We start from the raw sequence: 19,520 nt of genomic DNA, 5'->3' as shown, positions 1-19,520 counted from the left end.
TCACGGTGGCATTGTTCTTTCAGCAGCCTGCGTGGATCACATGCCGCGGAACAGGCTCATGAACGGTTGGCTGACCACCAGTGTTTCCGTGCGACCCCGCAGCCGCAGCACACCGCGCCCGGTATCGTCGCGGCTGACCGCCGCCACCGCCTTCATGTTGACGATGGTCGAGCGGTGGATCTGGCGGAAGTGCTGCGGGTCGAGTACTTCCAGCAGTTCGCGCAACGGCGTGCGCAACAGACTCTCACCTGCGGCAGTCACCACGGTGGTGTACTTGTTGTCGGCACGAAAGTAAGCGACGTCCTCCAGCATGATCAACTGCGTCTCCCGGCCGTTGCTGGCGGTGATCCAGGCCAGCGGCGGGCGTTCGGCAGCGCCCTGCGCTGGGCCCAGCCGCTGCAGCAGGCGTTCCAGCACGGCGTCATCCTGACGCGTCGATGGCAACCGCGAAAGGATGCGCTCACGCGTGGCCAGCAGGCGTTCGTCACTGACCGGCTTCAGCAGGTAATCCATCGCGCCCTGCTCGAACGCGTCGATGGCGTACTGGTCGTAGGCGGTGACGAACACCACTTGGGTGCGCGGACTCAGCTCGGACAGCGAGCGCGCCACCTCGATACCACTGATGCCGGGCATGCGGATGTCGAGGAAGGCAATGTCCGGCTGCGTCTCGGCCAGCTGCTCCAGCGCACTGGCGCCGTCCTCGCACTCGGCCACCAGCTTCAGTTCCGGCCACAACCGGTGCAGCTGTTCCACCAGTGACTGCCGCAGCAGTTCCTCGTCTTCGGCGATCAGGGCTTCAAGCGGCATGGCTGCGCTCCTTGTGTGTCTGCGGCAAGGTCATGGTCGCGGCCACACCGCTGGGGAAGTTGGCGACGATCGCCACGCCAGCCTGCTCGCCACAGGTCAGTCGCAGGCGCTCGCGCAGGTTCTTCAGGCCGATGCCGGTGCCGCTGGTGCCCTGTCCGAAGCCGAGGCCATCGTCGGCCACGGTTACCGTCACGTGGTCATCGAAACCGCGCGCCAGGATCCAGATCGTGCCGCCGCCTGGCTTGGGTTCCAGGCCATGCTTGATCGCGTTCTCCACCAGCGTCTGCAGCGCCATCGCCGGCAGGTGCACGCCATGCAGTTCATTCGGCACCTGCACTTCCACCGCCAGCCGCGCGCCCATGCGGATGCGCAGGATCTCCAGGTAGGCGCGCGTGCGCTCCAGCTCCACGCCCAGCGTCGACACCGATTCATCCACCTGTGGCAACGAGCTGCGCAGGTACTGGATCAGGTGGCCGAGCATCTGTTCGGCGCGCGCCGGATCGGTGCGGGTCAGCACCTGCGCGTTGGCCAGCGTGTTGTAGAGGAAGTGCGGTTCCACCTGCGCGTGCAGCAGGTTCAAGCGCGCGACCGACAGTTCCTTCTCCACCTGGGTCTGCTCGGCCGCCGCCTGCTCATCGCGGCGCTGGTCGGCCACGCGGCGGCTGATCGCGCGGGTGACCGCTTCGGCGTTCTCGAAGTTGCTGCCCTCATCCAGCGCCAGCAGGTCGGCCCACCAGCCAGCATCCGGTTCGAACAACAGGGTGACAGTGCTGGTGCCCTGCCCCGGCGTGACCGTGGCCAGCACGCTGTTGCGCTTGATCGCCAGCCGCGCCGGCAGGTTCCAGCGCGAGGGCTGTCGGCCATTCCAGAGGTCGACCCGGCGCACGTAGGCGCGCACCTGCAGGCTGCCGGCCGAGCTTTCCACATCCTCCACGCGCGGAAGTTCGGCAATCGCCGCTTCCACCACGGCGTAGGCCTGGCCGGCGTCCATCGGCAGTTCCACCTGGCGGCGCTGGCGGCCCGAGAGCGTGGTCGAATCCAGCCGGCCGGCCACCAGCCAGACCCGGCGTACATGGGTGATCGCGCTGCCCAGCGCAGAGATCATCAGGAACATCGCCAGCAGGCCGAACACCCAGCCCGGGCCATCGTTCATGCCGCTGAAGATGCCGCTCCAGACCATGCCGGCGACAACCAGCGCGGCGGCCCAGGCCAGCAGGTGGCGGATCAGGAGAGAGAGGCTGGCGAACACGGCGGCGCCTTGGAGGAAGGGGGTGAGCCGAGCATAGGGCGGCCCGCCGGGCAAACAAGCGGACTGCGACGAAGGGCCGGAAAGCGGGGATGGAAGCCGTTACCGGAACGCCGGGCATGGCCCGGCGTTTCTGGGGGCGGCAATGCCGGCCAGCGGCCGGCACTACCCAACGCCGTTACTTGCGCTGGTCGGCGCTGGCGTCACGCACGGCGCGGAACGATTCGTCCTTGCTCCAGTTCGGCCAGCTGCGCGAGTTGGCCAGCTGGTTGCCCAGCGTGTACAGCACTTCCAGGTCGCGGGCGGCACCGGCGAACACCCAGTCCGGCTGCCATTCGTCGCCCTGCTGGTGGTAACGCTTGGCGGTGTAGTCCTCGGAGGCCTTCTTGCCTGCGGCCACGCCGCCGTCCACCCAGTCCTGGCCGGCCGACCACGACAGCGCCGGTACGCCACGCTTGGCGAATGGGAAGTGATCGGAGCGGAAGAACAGGCCCGCTTCCGGCTTCGGGTCCGGGGTGTAGCGGATGTCCCAGCCCTTGGCCACGTCCTTCAGCTGGTCCAGCAGCTCGAAACGTGCGGCACCGTAAATGCCGAAATCGCGCGACGGACCGAACGGCGCCATGCCATCCATGTTGATCACCGCCACGGTCTTTTCCAGCGGATACAGCGGGTGCGTGGCGTAATACTCCGAGCCCAGCAGGCCCTTCTCCTCGGCGGTGACCGCCAGGAACAGCAGCGAACGCTCCGGTCGCTTGGCCTTGGCGAAGCCACGGGCAAGCTCGATCAGCGAAGCGGTGCCGCTGGCGTTGTCCAGCGCACCGTTGAAGATGCGGTCACCGCGTGCGTCCGGCTCGCCCACGCCGATGTGGTCCCAGTGCGCGCTGTAGACGATGGTCTCGTCCGGGTGGCTGCTGCCTTCCAGGCGTGCGGCCACGTTGTGCGAGGTGATCACTTCGGTCTTCACCGCGTACTTGGCGTCCAGGCTGGCGCCGCTCAGCACCACCGGGGTGAAATCGCGCTGCTGCGCCTTCTTCTTCAGCGCCTCGAAGTCCTGCCCGGCCGAGCGGAACAGCTCCACCGCCAGGTCGCGCTGGATCCAGCCTTCCAGCAGCGGATGGCTCTCGGACGGGTTGTCGCGCACCACATCGAACATGGTGTTGGTGTTGGAGCCGGCCACGGTGGCCCAGCCGTACGACGCCGGTGCGGTCTCGTGCACGATCAGCACGCCCAGCGCGCCCTGGCGTGCGCCTTCCTCGTACTTGTAGGTCCAACGGCCGTAGTAGGTCATGCCCTTGCCGTCGAAATCGCCCTGGCCGGTTTCGAAGTCCGGGTCGTTGATCAGCACCACGGCGATCTTGCCCTTCAGGTCCACGCCCTTGAAGTCGTCCCAGTTGCGCTCCGGCGCCTTCACGCCGTAGCCGAGGAACACCAGTGGCGCCTTGCTGATATCGACGTTGCTGGCACCGTTCATGGCGGCACGCACGGCGATCTGCTTGCCCTGCTCCAGCGGCAGGGTCTTGCCGCCCTGGTGCAGCGCCAGCTGCGGTGCGCCGACGATGTCGCCCTTGCGCAGCGGCACGGCCTGGGTCCACAGGCGCTTGCCGTCCTTGAGGTCACCACCCGGCTGCAGGCCGGCGTCGGCGAACTGCTTGCTGAGGAAGGCGATGGTCTTCTCTTCGCCGGCGGTGGCCGGGGAGCGGCCTTCGTAGGCGTCGGAGGCCAGTCCCTTGACGTCGGCGGAGATCCGCGCACCGTCGAATTTCGGGGTGGCCGCCATCAGTGCGCTCGACACTGACAGGGCCAGCAGGCCCAGTGCTACTCGTTTCATTGCTCTCTCCAGCAGGGAAATCTCTCTGGAGTGTAATGGGATTCGGCAGGGCTGCGCCCTGCACCTGCAGAGGCCAGGGCCGAAGCAACAGCAACAGCGGGCTATCCGTGGGATGGCGGGGTGGGTCCGGTTGCGGGGGACGCCGTAAACCCGTCCTTGGGGGCTTGGCCGCGGCATCCATGCCGCGGACACCCCCGCAACCGGACCCACCCTGCCTTCGACAGGTCCCCGCTGCTGTTGGTGGATGTCGACCTTGGTCGACACGCCGCTGTTGGTAGGTGTCGACCTTGGTCGACACGGACGGAAACACGAAGGGGTCAGATCCCTTTCCCGGCAGGAAAGGGCTCTGACCCCATCTGTGTGTTGCTTGAGTCTGTTACCAGTTCGGGTCTTCTGCCGGGGCTGCAGCGGCCTTGGGCTTCGGCTTGGCCGCCGGGCGTGCGGCTGCGGGAGCGGCCGAGGCAGTCGCGCCTGCGGCAGCAGCAGCCGGCTTGCTGCCCAGCTTCTGGCGCAGTTCGATCTGCCCCGGACGGAAACCGCCGCGCATCGCGTCGACGCCGTCTTCGATGGTGCCGTACGAGGTCTGTGCGGCCACGCGGTCGATGCGGATGGTGCAGCACGGGTGTTCGCTGCGGCCCAGCGAGCGGCCGGTCTGCGGGTCCTTCAGTTCTTCGCCCAAGCGTACGGCCTGCCAGCGCTGGCCAGCCTGCAGCGTTTCGCCGCCCTGGCTCAGTACCACCTGGTCGCCGTCCACCGAGACCACCGACACCGGGAACAGGGTGGTGACGATGGTGGTACCGATCTGGCCGGACAGCGATTCCATCATCGCTGCGGCCATGTTGCGGCCGTTGACCACGCGCGGCAGGGTGCTGGGGCCGGTCGAAGCCAACTGGTGGTCGAAGCTGTCGGACATCACCACCTGGCCGGTGGTGGCGTTGATCAGGCGCAGGGTGATGCGGCCGCCACCGGAGTACGAGGTCACCTGGCGGTCGGACATGCGCAGGTTGCGCACGCTGCGCGGGTACTCGAAGCGTTCGATGGTCGGGATCAGGATCAGGTCGGTCGCCAGCTGCTGGCCTACGCGTGCGGTGTCCTGCAGCCGCACGTTGCCGCTGTTGATGTGGTCGATCTCGGCCTGCAGCTCGTCACCGAACTCGCGGTCCAGCACGATGAAGCGCTGGGTCTGGGTCAGCGTGTCTGACAGGCGCGCACGGATCGCGTCGGCCACTTCATCGGCATCCACGCGGCCATCGCCCACGGCGTAGCTGCCGGCCTTGGTGCGCGGCAGGGCGACCACGATCTTCGGCTTGCCCTGCTCGTCCGGCGCACGGTACTGGGCGATCTGCGCGCGCACGCGCACCTTCCAGTAGCTGCGCATGCTGCGATGGGTCACGTCGGAATCGAACGAACTGGCGCCACGCTTGGCATCGACGTTGACCTTCTCGTCGTAGCTTTCCCTGACGCTGGCCGAGGCCGAACCGCTCTTGGCCGAGGCTTCGCCGGATGCATTGGCCGACGCCGAGCCCTTGAAGCTCCAGCCTTCGTCGCTGGCGCGCACGCGGGCGATGGTTTCCTCGTCCAGCTGCCGCACTTCATCCTGCGACAGGATTTCATAGCCCAGCACCGCGCCCTGCGAGCCGGCGATCATCTGCTGGGTGAACGCGTCGGCGCGGATATCGCCGACGTGTTCGCCATCCACATCCACATGCAGGCCCGCACGCAGGCTCTGCATCTGGCTGGCCACGCGTACGCCGTTGACCTGCGCCACGGCCGACTGCAGCGCTGCCAGCACCGCCAGTTCCGGGGTGCTGCCGATGCCATCGGCTTCACGCGCAACCTGGGTGGTGCCGCCGAAATCCGGCGTGCCACGCAGGGGCGCTGCTTCCACTGGCGCATTGCTGGCCAGCGCACTGGTTGCCTTGTCCTTGGCGGGTGCGGGCGCGGCGGCCGGGGTGTCCTGCTTGCCACAGGCTGCAAGCAGCGCGGCGGCCAGGCCCAGGCCGATCAAACGGGTTGTCGTACGCATGGAGATTCGCCTCGGATCAGATCGAGTCGAGCATCGAGTCGGCGTTGGACGGCACCTTCACCTTGCTCTTCCTGGCGAAGGTCACGGCCGACTTGGTCGAACCGTACAGGCCCTGGATGAAGCCCGGCGATTCCTTGGCCACCCATGCGCCCGCTGCCAGCTTGCGGCCGACGGTGGCCAGCTGGGTCGCACCCAGGTTCTTCATGCCGGCGGTGAAGTTGCTGGCTTCGCCGCCCAGCTTCTGTGCTTCGGCAGCCGAAGACAGCAGCGAGACCAGGCCTTCGGCGTAGTGCTGCTTGGATTCAGCGTTCAGTTCCGGCTGTGCGGCCTGGCGCTCGTTGATCGCGGCCTGCGCAGCTTCGCTGACCGACACCGACTTCTTCATTGCATCGACGCTGACCGAACCCGACGACAGCGCCTGACGCTCGGCTTCCAGCAGCTGCACCTGCTCGGCCAGGCCGAAGGCGCGGGCGAACGAGGTCTGGGCCTGCAGCGAGTGCGACTGCGAGCTGACGAAACGGCGCACCAGCGCTTCCTGCGCGGCTTCATCCGGAGCGGCGGCGCTGGAGGCGCTGCTGCTGGAGGTACCGGTGGCGGCACCGGCCAGGTCCTTCAGCTTGCCCAGCCCAGCGTGGGCCGGCATCGACAGGGTGGCGGCAGCGATGGCCACGACAAGAGCGGTATTGCGGATCATGGAAGATTCCTTTGGGAGAGACGGCCGCGATGCGGCACGTGGAAACACGCGGGTAGCGCCGGGCCATGCCCGGCGCGGTATGCCAGGGGTCAGCGGACTGCCTTGACGTTCAGTTCGTTGATCATCTGCTGGGCGGCCTTCTCGGCGGCCAGCTGCAGGGCGTTGGTGCGGGCGACGGTTTCATTCGGGCCGGTGCCGGAGAACTGCACCGGGCCCACCGACGACACGGTGCGCGGGAAGCGACCGGTCACGTCCAGCACCTTGCCGGTAACGGTGACGAACACGCGGGTGTTGCCGCTGGCCGGGTCGCGGTCGCGCATGCCGACGTCGAGGGTACCGACGGCGATGTACGGGATGTTGGCCGCACGGATGCCATTGGCGGTGTCACGCAGGGTGGCGGCAGACAGGTCGTTGCCGGTGCTGAAATCCTTGCGGATGCGCTCGATGCTCAGCAGGCCGCGCGATTCGCCTTCCACGTACTCGGCCTCAACCACTTCGTAGCCGGCGGCGCTGAAGGCACCGGTCATCGCAGTGTTGACCTCGGCCGCGTTGGCCACCTTCCAGCTGATGTTGTCGCTGCGCTGGGTGGTGCTGCCGCCGCTGGTGACCGACACCGAACCGTTCTGGTTGATGCTGCCGTTGGTGCTGACCGAGTTGCCGCGGAAGCTGTCGCCTTCACGGGTGTTCTCGCTGTAGCTGCTGCTGGCGTCGACGCGGCGGTATTCCTTGTCCTGGAACGACTGCACGGTGTCCTGCGAGCGTGCCATGAACAGGAAGGTCAGCAGCGAGCGCTGCGCGGCGGTGGCACCGGCCACGGCCGAACCCGCATCCAGCTTGGTCTGCAGCAGCGTGGTGTTGATCTCGGCGCGGACAGTGACGGTGTAGGTCTTGGCCTTCTTGTCTTCGGTGTCCGACAGTGGCACGGCGCTGAGCACATAGCGGTCGATCTCGCCGATGAACTCGGCGCGGCGGGCCTCGAACAGGCGCAGCTTGGCCGCACCGGTTTCAGCGATGTACGTCTCCAGCGCATTGACCTTGGCCTTGTTCAAGGCCTGGGCGCGGGTGTCGGCACTCAGGCGCAGGCCGTAGCTGGCCGAACCGGTACCACGCGAACTCGCGGTCTGCGCGGCGACCGGCGAGGCCACCACCAGGGCGATGAGGATGAGCAGGATGGTACGCATCAACGACATGACTTGATCAACTCCTGGAGGGCTTGGGTCTGCTGCTGCAACGGGCGGCCGCCCGGCTTCTGTTCGTCCAGCCATGCGCGCGAATCGGCACGCTTGGCGGCGGCGCCGGCGAAGGCATCGAAGCCGGCCAGCAGGGTTTCGTAGCTGGCCGACCACTGGTCGACCTGCCACTGCGTGACCGGAACCACCTTGGTGGCCCCCTTGCGCAGCGGCTGTTCGAAATAGACCTTGCCCGAGAACGGTTCGATCACCTTCGCGGTGAAGAAGGCGCCGAACAGCATCGTCTTCATCGCCGGGGTTTCTTCAATCACGCCGTTCTTCAGCGCATCGACCTGCACGCTGATGACGTAGTCCGGCTCGGGAATCTTCAGCTGGTAGACCTTGCCGTCGGCAAAGCGCGCGGCCATCGCACCGCCGATCGCCTGGCCCGAGGCCGGCGGCAGCAGGCCGACGCCGGTGTTGGACGACAGCGTCTTGGACAGCTCATGGGCCAGCGTTGCACGCAGCGGGCTTTCCCACTTCGGGTCCGGCAGCTTGCCGCGTGCCGCATCGGACAGCGTCACGCCACCCACCTGCAGGCGGCGCACCGCCGCGTCGGGCAGGCGGGCCTGGGTGAGGCTGGTGGCAAGGACCTGGGACAGGCTGGTGGCAGCGTTGCCGTACAGCAGATCGGCGACGATCGCGTCGATATCGTCGTTGTCCGGACGGTAATCCTGCACATCGATGCGCTGCAGGGTCAGCGGATAGGACGCGATCACCTGGCGCTCGCGGAAATCGAAGAACAGCGCCTGCAGGGCCACTTCCACCAGTACCTTGTACTGGTTGCCGATCGGCTCGACCGAGACCAGTTCGCGGTCCAGCGCTGCTGCCAGCACAGTCGCGCTGGTGGTACCGTCGAGCATCGCCACCGGCTGGTCGATCAGTTCCAGGTTCGCCGGCGGCCGGCGCTTGAGCGCCTGCGCCAGGGTCTGGTTCAGCGGGATCAGGCCGCGCTTTTCCAGCACGGCATGCGCATGCGGCGTGGTCGCCTGCACGGCAGCGGCATCAGCGGTATAGGCAAAACCGGCCCAGTAGGCCTGCTGCGATCTGTCTGCAGCCTGCGCAGCCATCGGCCATACGGCCAGGCACAGGGCACAGGCAAGCAGGCGCGCAAAAGCGCGCGATGCGCTCTTCGTCCTTGAATACATCCAACCGCTCCTCGGTCAATACGCACGGAACGTGGACGCTCATGCGCCCACTGGGCGCGAAACATAGCCGCTCACGCGCCTGCCGACAAGTGCTGCGTTCGTCGCAGTCACTCCTGGGGTGGCAGTCCGGCCCGTCGCCGCAGCAGGCCCCGCTCCGCCTGGTTCTGGCTGAGTCTGGCGGCTTCGGCGAAAGCGTGACGTGCGTCGAGGTCACGTCCCAGCACCTGTAGTACCTCCCCGCAGACTACCTGCAAAGGGGCATAGTCGCGCAGGCGTGCATCAACCAGCAGCGGCTGCAGTTGTGCCCATGCAGCGAACGCGCCCTCGCTGCGCAGCACCGCCACTACCCGGTTCAGTGCGACAACCGGCGAAGGCATCACCCGCAGCAACTGGGTATAGAGCGAAGTGATACGTGGCCAGTCGGTGGCTTCAGCCCGACGCGCAGCCGCATGGCAGGCGGCAATGCGCGCCTGCAGCACATAGGGATCGTCGCCTCCACCGGCCGCCAGCGCACGGGCCAGCACCTGCTGTCCACGCTCGATCTGCAGCCAATCCCAGCGGGCTCGATTCTGCTGGTCCAGCAGCACCGGCGCGCCCTGCGCGTCGGTCCGTGCCGCAGCGCGCGATGCCTGCAGTTCCATCAGTGCCAGCAGGCCCAGAACCGGCGGGACCGGCAGCCGATGGGCCAGGACGCGTGCCAGCCGCAGCGCCTCCTCGCACAACGCCGGTCGCATCCAGTCATCGCCGGCGCTGGCCGCATAGCCTTCGTTGAAGACCAGGTAGATCGCCTCCAGCACTGAAGCCAATCGCTCGGGCATTGCCTCCGCGCGCGGCACTTCATAAGGCACCTGCTTCTGCGCCAGGGTGCGCTTGGCGCGCACGATGCGCTGGGCGATGGTCGGCTCGGGCTGCAGGAAACCACGCGCGATCTCGGTGGTGGTCAGGCCGCCGAGCAGGCGCAGGGTCAGTGCCACCCGCGCATCGGCAGGCAGCACCGGGTGGCAGGCCACGAACATCAGGCGCAGCAGATCGTCACCCAGGTCATCTTCCAGCGCATGGCTGTCATCCGGCGCTGGCAGGGGTGCCGGATGCAGTTCCTCACCCCATTGCGCATGCTGCTGCGCCACGCGCTGGTGCTGGCGCAGCACATCGATGGCGCGGTTGCGCGCAGTGGTCATCAGCCAGGCTCCGGGATTGTCCGGGATGCCCTGCTCCGGCCAGCGCTCCAGCGCGGCCAGCCAGGTGTCCTGGGCCAGCTCCTCGGCACGGCCGACATCGCCCCCGAGCAGCCGCGCCAGGCGCGCGATCAACACCGGCGACTCCATCCGCCAGAGGGTTTCCAGACGCTGCGTCAGTGCGGGATCGAGCATGCGCCGATCACAGCACGCACGCCCGGCCCGCACAAGCGCCACAGCTCACGCTTCGACGATGGGCTTGAAGCCACCCCAGAACATGCGCTTGGTATCGAACGGCATGTCCTTCGGGCCCAGCGACGCCAACCGTGGGTCGGCCATCACTTTCGCGTTGATGCGGTCGCGTGCCGCACGCGAGCGGAACAGCACGAAGGCGACGATCACCGTTTCACCGGGCCTGGCTTTCACCGCGCGCGGGAACGACGTGCTCTTGCCTGGTTCCACGTCGTCGGCCACGCACTCCATGTACTGCAGCGCGCCATGGTCCTTCCAGACCGCGCCGGCCTTGCGGGCAAGGCGGCGGTAGGCCGCCACCTTGTCCTGCGGGCACGGCAGAACGTAAGCATCCACGTAAGCCATGAGGGTTCTCCCTGCGACCGCCGTCAGCCCGGCTCGCCGTCCATGTGTGCGATTTCCCAGAGATGGCCGTCCAGATCCTGGAAGCCGCGCTGGTACATGAAGCCGTAGTCACGAGCCGGCTGCGGTTCGCTGGCACCCGCCGCGAGCGCCTTGTCCACCATCACGTCCACCGCCTTGCGGCTGTCGGCCGACAGGCAGGTGATCACCTCGGTGTGTTTGTGCGCATCGACAATCGCCTTATTGGTGAACTGCTTGAAGAACGGCTGGGTCAGCAGCATCACGAAGATGCTCTCGCTGATGACCATGCAGGCCGCATCGTCATTGGTGAAGGTCGGATTGAAGCTGTAGCCCAGCGCGGCGAAGAAGGCCTTGGATGCGTTCAGATCCTGAACGGGCAGGTTGACGAAGATCATCTGCGGTTGCGGTGCACTCATCGGTAAAGCTCCTTGTGGATGAAGGAAAGAGGAATCAGGGCTGCTTCATGCAGTTGACCATCCACGGCTTGCCGTAGCGGTCGATCAGCATGCCCCAGCGATGCGCCCAGAACGTTTCGGCGATCGGCATCTGCACCTGTCCACCGTCGGCCAGCGCGGCGAACACGCGCTCGGCTTCCTCGATGCTGTCGACATCGACATTGATGGTGGTCGAGCCACCCTCGCCACCGCCGGGGCCGTCGGCGGCCATCAGGATGGCGTTGCCGATCTCCAGCTGGCTGTGCGCGACGTGGTCGAGGGTTTCCGGCGGCATTTCGTTGCAGCCCGGCGAGCCATCGGAGGGCGGCATGTCGCGGTACTTCATTTCCGACGTCACCTGGCCACCGAGTGCCTTGGCGTAGAACGCCATCGCATCGTGGGCCTGGCCGCTGAAGCCGAGGAAGGGAATCAGTTTCATGGCATTGCTCCGTTGAGGGTTTCAGGACGGTAGCGCCGGGCGGTGCCCGGCGGAGAAATGGATCGGATCAACCTTCCAGCTGTACACGCAGACGCTGTTCCTGCTGCTGTAAGTCGGGGGTGAAGGCTTCACCGAAGTCTTCGGCGGTGATCAGGGGGCGCAGTTCCAGCGTGCCGCCACTGCCGAACGGCGCGCGGCTGGCCCATTCGACGGCCTCGTCCAGCGAGCGCACGTCCCACAGCCAGAAGCCGGCGATCTGCTCGCTGGCGGGGCCGAACGGACCGGCCTCGACCCTGGGTGCGCCGCTGCCGAAATGAATGCGACGGCCGCGCTGGGTGGCGTGCAGGCCTTCACCGGCCAGCATGATGCCGGCGGCCACGAGTTGTTCGTTGAAGGCGCCCATTTCGGACAGTTCCAGTTCGCTGGGCATGCGGCCGGCTTCGGAGTCGGCGTTGGCCTTCACGATCACCATCACTTTCATTGCAGTCTCCCGTGGGGACGCGTGGTGCGTGCCCTTCACTGGGTACAACGAACCAGAGGGCTGGGAATCGACACGTCTGTTGGAAATTTTTCTTCCGCGGAAAGCGTGCCTTCGGCGGAGGTCGGCGAACGGCGGAGCCCCTCCGTGGTGGGGTTGGGTTGGTCGCTGAAAGCTCGGGTTCATGGGTTTGGCCGGGTGGGGAGGCAGGGCAGGGGACGCTGCAAGTACGTCCATGTAAGCTCGGTCGCCGCATCCATGCGGCTCACGCCCCTGCCCTGCCTCCCCACCCGGCCCTGGACAGTTTTCTGCCTCCGGTACCCACCACGGGAAGATCAAGAAAGAGGGCAAAAGCAACAGCAAAAGCAACAGCAACGGCGGCTGGCTGGCGGCCTCTGCTTTGCGAGCGAAGCGACCCGCTTTTGCTCTTGTTGTTGATTTCCCGTGGTGGATCGGCCGCCGGAATCTGTCTGGGGCCGGGCGGGTGGGATTGGCGGGGTATCCGCGCCATGGATGGCGCGGCTAAGCCTCCAAGGACGGATTCACGGCGTCCCCGCCAATCCCACCCGCCCGGCACACCCTCAGGAAACCCGCTTTCAGCGCCCAACCCAAACCCACCACGAAGGGGCTCCGCCGTTCGCCGATCCCCGCCGAAAGGCGCCGCCTCCCGCGCTGCAACATGCCCACGCGCAATCCTGCGCCATCATGAGCACCCGCCCCGCCTGGACCGTGCCATGCAGCAGTACCTGCTTCTGATCTATATCGAGCCTGCCCTGCTGCAGGCCCTGCCCATCGAAGAATTCAACGCGCTGATGCGCGACTGCCTCGCCCATGCCGACAAGCTGCAGGCCGAGGGCACACTGCTGGCCGCGCAGAAGCTGCAGCCGGTCGACACCGCGCAGACCCTGCGCGTGCGCGATGGCAACAGCCGTGTACTGGATGGCCCGTTCGCCGAAACCCGCGAACTGCTGGCCGGCTTCAACCTGATCGTCGCCCGCGACCGCGACGAAGCCATGCGCATCGCCCGCGACTTCCCGTGGGCGCGCTTCGGCAGCATCGAGGTGCGGCCGCTGGAAGACATGGACGCCGAGCGCGAACGCTGCGGCGCCCCGGCTGCGGCTATGGCAGCAGCCGTACCCTGATCTCGCGCGGGCCTACGCCTTCGTTGCCGCTGTAATCGCGCACGCTGGCGCGCACGGTGTACTCGCCCGGCGGCAGCGACGCCGGCTGCCAGCGCCCGGTTTCCATCAGGCCATCACGCACGGTGTTGGTGGCCAGGTAGCGGAAACGGGTCATCGCACTGCCATGCACGGTGATGCCGCTGTCCGGTGCGTAGGCCACGCGTACCGCTTCCTTCTGCGGCGGCATGCGGTTGAACACGATGTTCCAGCGCGGCTGTTCATAGCCCTGCAGCGGCTGTCCGCCGGCATCGAGGATCTGGTAGCCCACCTGGTACATGCCCAGACGGCGTCGCGGCAGGTTGTTGTCGACCTGGTCCCACGCCTCCACCACGATCTGCACGCCGCGCCCCTGGCGCGCCACCATCACCACGCCATCGCTGCCGGCGGCCATCGGCTGGTCGTTGTCGTCCAGCAGCGCCACATCGGTGATGCGCGGTGCGAAGTGGTCGGCGTAGTTCTGGAAGCCCAGCGCCACGGCATTGGTCTCGAAACCACCGGTACCCACGGCCAGGTGCACGTGCGCCTGGTTGTTGATGCTGCCCAGGCGATCGCCGACGTGGATGCGCATGCCGCGGCGCACGCGCATCCGCTGCAGCTTGCCCTGCTCGTCGTACAGCGCCTGCCAGCGCGCATCGAACGGTTCATTGCGCGGGGTGCGGCCCACCCGCATGTGGATGTACTTGAGGCGGTCCACCGCCAGGCCCTCGGCCTGTTCACCCAGACTCCATGCCGCCATCGGGCTGCTGATCTTGCCTTCGGTAATCGCCAGCACGGTCTGGCCCACATCACCGCGCACGTCGAAGCCGCCATGCAGGTGGTGGCGGCTCTCGCCGGTGAAGTTGCCGCGCACCTCACCCAACGTACCGACCACCTCATGCCAACCGTCCTGCGGTGCCAGCGGCCAGCGGCCGCCCGTCTTCGGCAGCGCCGCATCGGCAGCCGGGCCGACCAGTGCCGGTGCCGGCAGTTCGCCCACCGGCAGCGGGCGCAGGCGATGCAGACGGTAGCTGGCGGCGTCGGCCACCAGCACGCTGCCATCGGCGTCCATCGCCAGTCCGGTGGGGCGGGCCAGCCGCGGCAGGCGACCATTGCCGACCAGCGCGATCTGGTGGCCCTGCGGCGTCACCTGCACGATGCGGCCATCAAGATCGCCCACGTACAGCACACCGTCGTGCGTGGTGGCCAGCGACAGCGGCCCATTGATCACGCCACCGGCGGCGACCACGGTGCTGACCGTGCCGTCGGCGCCTACGCGGCGCACGGCATTGTTGAACAGGTCGGCCACCAGCAGCGCGCCCTGCGCATCGAAGGCCAGGGCCACCGGCGTATCGAAGCGCGCAGCCGGGCCCGTGCCATCGGCCAGGCCCGGCCGATCGCCGCCGGCCAGGGTGCGCACGTTGCCATCAGTACCGATCACCCGGATGCGGTCATTGAAGGTATCGGCCACGTAGACCTGGCCCTGCGCATCCACTGCGATGCCCATCGGCGCATCGAAGCGTGCCTGCGCGGCAGGGCCATCGGCGTGGCCCTGTTCGCCACCGGCCAGTGTGGTCACCTGGCCATCGGTGCCGATGCGGCGGATCGCATGGTTGCCGGTGTCGGCCACATACAGGTTGCCCTGCGCGTCGGCGGCAATGCCCGAGGGCGTATTGAAACTGGCCTGCAGTGCCGGGCCATCAACGCGCCCCTCGCCCTGCCCGGCCACCGTTTCAACGCGGCCATCGGGCAAGCGGCGGCGGATCCGGTTGTTGTCACCGGCATCGGTGAAATAGACGCTGCCATCGGCGCCGCGCAGCAACGCGTACGGATCCGCAAAACGTGCCTGTGCGGACGCGCCATCGCGGTCACCCGGGTGGCCATCGCCGGCCAGTGGTTCGATCTGCGCGGTCCACGCCAACGGCGTTGGAGCCGGACCCGCCGGTTCAGCCAGCGTATGCAGCGGTGTCTCCCACCAGGTTGCGGCCAATGCCACTACCGTCGCCAACGCTACGCCTGCCGCCATCCATTGCCACCGTGCCATCGTGCTGCGCTGCCTGCCTGCTGTCTGAAGAGGCACCGACAATAGACGCTGAACGCACGATCCGCCATGGCCAATCGTGCGGTCAAACGCCAGAGTTCCATCCATCGCGCTTGTTCTCGCTGGCTCCAGCAGGTTCAATGCGGTTCCCACGGATGGAGATCCTCCATGCCCCGCATCCTCCCCCTCGCCGCCCTGCTGATTGCCGCATTGGCCAGCACATCCGCCTCCGCCTCGATCACGGTGGCGCCGCAGAAGCCGTCGGTCACCAGCGACGCAGTACACATGGCCTATGCCACGCGATGGGATGAGGCGATCCAGCAGTCGCGCAGTGGCAACACACTGGGCGCGCTGATCGCGATGGAACGGCTGATGGAAGATCCGATGCTGGATGACTTCGATGCCGAACATCGCGGCCGCGCCGCGCAGGTGGCCGGCTGGACCGCGATGGTGCAGAAGAAGCCGGACCAGGCCCGCCGCTACCTGCAGCGGGCGCAGGAGGCACTGCCGGAGGATGCGCAGGTCCTGCTCACCCTGATGTCGGTTGAACTGTCCGAGGACCAGCCTGCAGCGGCCACCCGTCATCTGGTGCAGGCACTGAAACATGCCGAAGCGCCGCTGCCGCTCGAACACCAGACGATCGGCTACCTGCAGTACCGCCTGCGCGACCAGCCGCGGCAGCGCATGGACCTGCTGCAGGCGCTGTTCGACAACGGCTGGAAGAGCGGTGGCCTGGAACCGACCGGACTGTGGCTGGCGCTGGCCACGCTGCAGGCCGAGAACGGCCGCGGCGACGCGATTCCGGCCACGCTGGCCCGCATCGACAGCCCAACCGAGATCATCCAGCTGCGCAGCGACAAGCGCTTCGACCGCTATGTCGACCGCGCCGATCCGCGCTTCGACCCGGTACAGGTCGCGCAGAAGCACCTGGACGACCTGCGGGTGTCCGGCCTGCTTGATCGCAAGCTGGACGCGCGCATGGCCCAGTTCAGCGTCACGCTGCTGATGCTGGACCGCAATGAGGAAGTGCTGGCACTGACCGACGGCATGGCCCGGGCGGCTGCCGAAGGCGAATCGCCGTCGGCGGAGGAAGCCGAATGGGTGGCGTGGCTGCTCAACAGCCGGTTCACCGCATTGCGCCGGCTGGGCCGCACCGACGATGCCCTGGCGGCGGCGCAACAGGCGGCCCGCATCGGCGCACTCGGCCCGGACGACATCGAGCACCGGTTGAATGTCGGCTTCGTGTTCACCTCGCTCGGCCGCATGCAGGATGCAGCGCAGGCCGTGAAAGATCTCCCCGACCTCGGTGGCTACGGCAAAGCCGCACAAGCCCTGGTGCAGTTCGCTGCCGCCCGCGAACGCGGCGATGCCCAGGCAATGGAAGCCGCACGCTCGGTGATCCTTGCCCAGCGCGACGACGCGCGCCTGTTCCATCGCGAGATGCTGCTGGACGAAGGCAACCTGGACGGAGCAGCCGCAGTGCTGATCGAACAGCTGCGCTCCCCCACCGACCGTGGCGAGACGCTGGCCAGCCTGCAGGACATGCGCACCTATCCGTCATTGCCGGGCGACGTGAAGATCGATGCAGCCTGGCGTGCGCTGAAGCAACGTGCCGACGTGCAGGCCGAGGTTGCCCGCCTGGGCCGCGTCGAGCGCTACGAACTGGTCAGCACCTCGACCTCGCGCTGAGCAGACGCCTTGTAGAGCCGAGCATGGGCTCGGCGCTACACGACACATCCAGCACCGCCAGCCTAGCGTGCAGGCACCTCGGTGCGGATGCCCATCGCTTCGCGGTAACGCGCGTACAGCGCCATCACCTTGTCCACATAGGCCAGGGTTTCGGCATACGGCGGCACCCCCTTGTAGCGGGTGACCGCACCGATACCGGCGTTGTAGGCCGCTGCGGCCAGCGGCCGATCGCCGTTGTAGCGGCGCAGCAGCGCGCGCATGTAGCGCGCGCCACCCTCGATCGACTGCTGCGGCGAGAACGGATCACGCACGCCGAATTCCTGCGCGGTCTCGGGCATCAGCTGCATCACGCCCTGCGCACCTTTGCTCGAGACCGCCAGCGCATCGAAATTGCTCTCGGCATGGGCGATCGCACGCAGCCAGGCGTCGTCGACGCCGGTGGCCTTGGCGGCGGCCTTGAACTGCCTGGCATGCTGGGCCAGCTGCGGCTTGCCGACCTTGCCAAGGCCCTCGTGGGCGGGCTCACCCGGCGGCGTGGCCACGGTGAACTTCAGGAACACCCGCGAACCGGGCAGGTTGCGGGTGGAATAGACCAGCACGCCATCCTGCTCGCGCTCATACAGCACACCACTGAACACACCCATGTTGCCCCACAGGTTCGGGGCCTGGATGGCGTTGTCGTCGATTTCCTTCGGGGTGCAACGTGAACCGGGTTCCGGGGCGGTGGCCAGGCTCACGGTGTTGCCCTGCACGCAACGGTAGACGGTGCGCGCGGCGGCCAGCCCCGGCCACAGGCTGGACAGCAGCGACAGCGCGAGCAGGAGGGAGCGACGGGACATGGCGGCCGGATGATCCGGCCGCGCCCGCTAACGCCGGGTGAATGGGGGCCGGCAGGGCTGCGCCCTGCACCCGTGGTAGTGCCGGCCGCTGGCCGGCAACCTCAACAGCAACAGCAACGGCAACGGCCGATTTCCTGCGGCTGACAGTAGATCCACGCCATGCGTGGATGTAACTCTCTGGAGACGATGGGCCAATCGATGGAACGGAGACGTTGGATCACTTCGCGGTCCTCCGGCGCACCCAATACCCCACACCCAGCAGCACGAACCACGCCGGGCTGGCGATCAGCGCCTGGCGGGTGTCGCCCTGCAGGCTCAGCAGCACCAGCACGCCGGCGAAGAACACCAGGCAGGCCCAGCACATGGCAACGCCGCCGGGCATCTGGAAGATCGAGGCAGCGTGGCGCTCCGGGTAGCGGCGGCGGTAGACCATGTAGGCCACCAGGATCAGCGACCAGACGAAGATGAAGAGCACGGTGGCCAGCGTGGTCACCAGGGTGAAGGCGGTCACCAGGTTCGGGATCAGGTAGATCAGCAGGGTGCCACCCAGCAGGCACAGGCAGGAGAACAGCAGGCCGCGGGCCGGCACCGCCGCGCGCGACAGGCGCGACAGCCCGCGCGGCGCGTGGCCTTCCTCGGCCAGGCCGTAGAGCATGCGGCTGGTGGAGAAGATGCCGCTGTTGGCAGACGAGGTGGCCGAGGTCAGCACCACGAAGTTGATCAGGCTGGCGGCAGCGGGAATGCCGGCCAGCACGAACAGCTGCACGAACGGGCTCTTGTCCGGCACCACCTGGCGCCACGGCGTGACTGCCATGATCGCGATCAGCGCCAGCACGTAGAAGATGATGATGCGCACCGGGATCGAATTGATCGCCTTGGGCAGGTTGCGCTCCGGATCGGCGGTTTCGGCGGCGGTGGTACCCACCAGCTCGATGCCGACGAAGGCGAACACCGCAATCTGGAAGCCGGCGAAGAAGCCCACCAGGCCCATCGGGAACATGCCACCGTCATTCCACAGGTTCGACAGCGCCGCGGTGTGGCCACTGGGCGAGGTGAAGCCCCACGCCACCAGCCCGGCACCGGTGATGATCAGCGCGCAGATCGCAACGATCTTGATCAGCGCGAACCAGAATTCCATTTCGCCGAACAGCTTCACCGTCACCAGGTTCAACGACAACAGCAGCATCACGCACGCCAGCGCCGGTTTCCAGGCTTCAAGCCCGGGGAACCAGAACTGCGCATAGGCGGCAATCGCGATCACATCGGCGATGGCGGTGACGATCCAGCAGAACCAGTAGGTCCACCCACAGAAAAAGCCGGCCCAGGGACCGAGCAGGTCGGTGGAGAAATCGATGAAGGATTTGTAGTTCAGGTTGGACAGCAGCAGCTCGCCCATCGCGCGCATCACGAAGAACAGCATCGCGCCGATGATCAGGTACACGAAGACGATGGATGGGCCCGCCAGGCTGATGGTCTTGCCCGACCCCATGAACAGGCCGGTGCCGATGGCACCACCGATGGCGATCAGTTGCAGGTGGCGGTTGGACAGGCTGCGGCGCAGGTGCTCGGGGGGCGTTGCGGGCTCGGTCATGGGCGCGGGCAAAAGGGCGGGCGAAGCGTTCGACGGTAGTCCTCCACAGGCCGGAGCGCCAGCGCTGGATGGGCCGATCCCGTC

At 67.2% G+C, this 19,520-nt stretch carries 17 protein-coding genes; 2 read left to right on the top strand and 15 right to left on the bottom strand.

What is annotated here, in order from left to right:
- Positions 1-36: 36 nt before the first annotated feature.
- The 12 genes from EZ304_RS11770 to EZ304_RS11715 form a co-directional block, all read right to left on the bottom strand.
- Positions 37-807: a LytR/AlgR family response regulator transcription factor gene (locus EZ304_RS11770; protein ID WP_099552553.1), complete on the bottom strand. Its 771-nt coding sequence runs from the start codon at positions 805-807 to the stop codon at positions 37-39.
- Positions 797-2,056 carry a sensor histidine kinase gene (locus EZ304_RS11765; protein ID WP_005407896.1) on the bottom strand — a complete coding sequence of 420 codons (1,260 nt, stop codon included), beginning with the start codon at positions 2,054-2,056 and terminating at the stop codon, positions 797-799. The genes EZ304_RS11770 and EZ304_RS11765 overlap by 11 nt, the downstream gene beginning before the upstream one ends.
- Positions 2,057-2,231: 175 nt before the next feature.
- Positions 2,232-3,881 carry a M28 family metallopeptidase gene (locus tag EZ304_RS11760; RefSeq protein WP_142807156.1) on the bottom strand — a complete coding sequence of 550 codons (1,650 nt, stop codon included), beginning with the start codon at positions 3,879-3,881 and terminating at the stop codon, positions 2,232-2,234.
- A 376-nt stretch (positions 3,882-4,257) separates the two neighbouring features.
- Positions 4,258-5,907, bottom strand: a complete 1,650-nt coding sequence (locus EZ304_RS11755) for a CsgG/HfaB family protein (protein ID WP_142807155.1) — start codon at positions 5,905-5,907, stop codon at positions 4,258-4,260.
- 16 nt (positions 5,908-5,923) lie between these two features.
- A complete protein-coding gene (locus EZ304_RS11750; protein WP_099552550.1) occupies positions 5,924-6,601 on the bottom strand; it encodes a hypothetical protein in 678 nt (225 codons plus the stop codon).
- Between the two features lie 89 nt (positions 6,602-6,690).
- Positions 6,691-7,791, bottom strand: coding sequence for a hypothetical protein (locus EZ304_RS11745; protein WP_142807154.1), 1,101 nt, complete (start codon positions 7,789-7,791; stop codon positions 6,691-6,693).
- Positions 7,782-8,978 carry a hypothetical protein gene (locus EZ304_RS11740; protein WP_142807153.1) on the bottom strand — a complete coding sequence of 399 codons (1,197 nt, stop codon included), beginning with the start codon at positions 8,976-8,978 and terminating at the stop codon, positions 7,782-7,784. Before EZ304_RS11740 ends, EZ304_RS11745 begins: the two co-directional genes overlap by 10 nt.
- 107 nt (positions 8,979-9,085) lie before the next feature.
- Positions 9,086-10,348, bottom strand: coding sequence for an RNA polymerase sigma factor (locus EZ304_RS11735; RefSeq protein ID WP_142807152.1), 1,263 nt, complete (start codon positions 10,346-10,348; stop codon positions 9,086-9,088).
- Positions 10,349-10,393: 45 nt separating this feature from the next.
- Positions 10,394-10,750 (bottom strand): DUF1428 domain-containing protein, encoded by a 357-nt coding sequence (locus EZ304_RS11730; protein ID WP_142807151.1) that lies wholly within the window; start codon positions 10,748-10,750, stop codon positions 10,394-10,396.
- A 23-nt stretch (positions 10,751-10,773) separates the two neighbouring features.
- The gene (locus EZ304_RS11725; RefSeq protein WP_142807150.1) at positions 10,774-11,184 is read right to left on the bottom strand and encodes a VOC family protein; all 411 of its coding nucleotides are present in this window, start codon (positions 11,182-11,184) and stop codon (positions 10,774-10,776) included.
- Between the two features lie 34 nt (positions 11,185-11,218).
- The gene (locus tag EZ304_RS11720) at positions 11,219-11,641 is read right to left on the bottom strand and encodes a VOC family protein (RefSeq protein ID WP_142807149.1); all 423 of its coding nucleotides are present in this window, start codon (positions 11,639-11,641) and stop codon (positions 11,219-11,221) included.
- A 67-nt stretch (positions 11,642-11,708) separates the two neighbouring features.
- Positions 11,709-12,122 carry a YciI family protein gene (locus tag EZ304_RS11715; RefSeq protein ID WP_142807148.1) on the bottom strand — a complete coding sequence of 138 codons (414 nt, stop codon included), beginning with the start codon at positions 12,120-12,122 and terminating at the stop codon, positions 11,709-11,711.
- Between the two features lie 731 nt (positions 12,123-12,853).
- Here EZ304_RS11715 and EZ304_RS11710 point away from each other — a divergent pair.
- Entirely contained in the window at positions 12,854-13,261 is a 408-nt protein-coding gene (locus tag EZ304_RS11710) for a YciI family protein (protein ID WP_012479004.1), read from the top strand.
- Here EZ304_RS11710 and EZ304_RS11705 read toward each other — a convergent pair.
- Complete coding sequence (locus tag EZ304_RS11705; RefSeq protein ID WP_142807147.1) at positions 13,239-15,320, bottom strand: NHL repeat-containing protein; 2,082 nt, start codon at positions 15,318-15,320, stop codon at positions 13,239-13,241. The two genes, EZ304_RS11710 and EZ304_RS11705, sit on opposite strands and share 23 nt — an antisense overlap.
- A gap of 165 nt (positions 15,321-15,485) precedes the next feature.
- Here EZ304_RS11705 and EZ304_RS11700 point away from each other — a divergent pair, with 165 nt between their 5' ends.
- Positions 15,486-17,006, top strand: a complete 1,521-nt coding sequence (locus tag EZ304_RS11700; RefSeq protein WP_142807146.1) for a tetratricopeptide repeat protein — start codon at positions 15,486-15,488, stop codon at positions 17,004-17,006.
- A 62-nt stretch (positions 17,007-17,068) separates the two neighbouring features.
- On the opposite strand, the gene EZ304_RS11695 is transcribed toward EZ304_RS11700, so the two are convergent.
- Both EZ304_RS11695 and cycA read right to left on the bottom strand, forming a co-directional pair.
- Entirely contained in the window at positions 17,069-17,845 is a 777-nt protein-coding gene (locus EZ304_RS11695; protein ID WP_099552542.1) for a lytic transglycosylase domain-containing protein, read from the bottom strand.
- 217 nt (positions 17,846-18,062) lie between these two features.
- Complete coding sequence (cycA, locus tag EZ304_RS11690; RefSeq protein WP_142807145.1) at positions 18,063-19,436, bottom strand: D-serine/D-alanine/glycine transporter; 1,374 nt, start codon at positions 19,434-19,436, stop codon at positions 18,063-18,065.
- Positions 19,437-19,520: the final 84 nt, after the last annotated feature.

It is taken from the genome of Stenotrophomonas maltophilia (assembly GCF_006974125.1).
Taxonomy (GTDB): Bacteria; Pseudomonadota; Gammaproteobacteria; order Xanthomonadales; family Xanthomonadaceae; genus Stenotrophomonas; species Stenotrophomonas maltophilia_O.
This window is presented reverse-complemented; position numbering and strand designations above follow the sequence as displayed.